This window comes from Comamonas testosteroni, assembly GCF_000761245.1.
Classification (GTDB): domain Bacteria; phylum Pseudomonadota; class Gammaproteobacteria; order Burkholderiales; family Burkholderiaceae_C; genus Comamonas; species Comamonas testosteroni_C.
On the sequence record NZ_AWOR01000100.1, the window covers coordinates 1 to 1,551 of the forward strand.

Genomic DNA, 1,551 nt, shown 5'->3' on the forward strand with positions numbered 1-1,551 from the left:
AGTTCCTGCCGGGTCTTCCCCAGCTCTCGCTCTATGGCTGCCATACGCTCGCTTCCTTTATCAAACCGGTCGTTGATCTGCTGCCTTGTCAACGCTGGCAGCTCATTGCCGTAATCGTCCATAGCCCTCCCAGGCACGAAAAAAGCCCGCAGTGCGGGCTATGTGGTTCAGTTATTGAGGCAACGGATCTAATCCGCCGAGGTCTTCAAGGCGTTTCAGTCTGATCTCCATGCGGCTGCTTCTACGTCGTTGATACGCAGCCTCAAGGAAAAGGCATTGATCCGGGCGTATGCCCCAACGATCACCTGCTGCAAGAACCAAGCGCTGCTCACCTGTTTCATGCAGCTCTTCTACTCCTGACTGGTTGAAGCGAGACTCCCGAACGGACTCGTACTTATCAGGCCACGAGTCATAGCAGAGAAGCCCGTAGCGCGTGCCATCCAGCCCTCTGGCAATAAAAGCATCGCGCACCTGCTGTGCGATCAGGCCATAGTGCACTCGAGCAGAATCACCCTTTTCCGCGACCATATGCAGCCACCGGTAGGCAATGAACTGAACATCGCCCCAAGCATCCAGAACCTCATCAGAAATTTTCTCGGGCTCAGTCTTTTCTCGGCTGTCTGATGTGTTGATTGTCCCCGTGCCGGCGTACAGCACAGAATAGCGCAGACTTGGTTGGCCCAAAGCCACTGTGTTGTCCAGGCTTGTGACCACACTGTCAGTGCCGAATTGAATCCAAGCCGTTTTGGTCAGGCCCAAACGCAACCTGTCGCTGCTGTCAAAAGAGAGCGTTCTGTACTCGCCGTTCGATTTAAACAGCTTCACGCCAGAGGCGGATCCACCTCCAATTGCGTGAAAGATGTCACCATCGCCTGTGAATCTGAATCGATCAGATGAGAACAGCGTACTGGCAGGCATTGTGGCGATCTTGTACCGCCACTCGTAACGACCCGACATAGTGCCGAAATACATGCCCAGTGCGGGAGCATGCAAAACATTGCTGTTCGCAGATGCATCTATGGATTCTCTTCCAGTTATATAGGAAGATTTGTCAAATATATCAACCCGGTTACCGGGGTGCTTTATCTCGACAAAGTTTCTGACTGCCCCTAGGGCAAACGTAGCCAGATTATCTGTGGAGTATTGAGCAAACGTTGAAGCGTAGTTGTTCTTCGCAGAAGGCAAAAACCTTATAGGGTATGGAACATATGTGCCGCCACTTGGTGATGTCCCTGATAAACCGCTAATCAATACGTCAGTAAAGGCGTTGTTTTCACCATCAGTTGTGATTGCTCCAATCTGTGTACCTTCTGATCCCGCGCAGTCAACTATTGCCCCATTGAATAGATTGTTGTCTCCATCGCCAGCATGAAGCCCGAAAGAAGATGGATTTCTTGCGATGATGTTCGAAAGAATATTGAGAGTTGGATTGCTCGATGTCTCAGAACCAAAGGTGACACCATTAACACACCCGTCAGCAACCACTGACGAGACGACATTGTGAGTTGAAAAATCCTTCAACTCCACAGCACCAAACCTCCCAAATTCCTT

General features: G+C 50.9%; 1 protein-coding gene. It reads right to left on the bottom strand.

Annotated features, from left to right (window positions below; translation table 11 throughout):
- Positions 1–171: 171 nt before the first annotated feature.
- A partial coding sequence (locus tag P353_RS29400; protein ID WP_157839659.1) for a tail fiber domain-containing protein occupies positions 172–1,551 on the bottom strand: 1,380 nt, incomplete at its 5' end.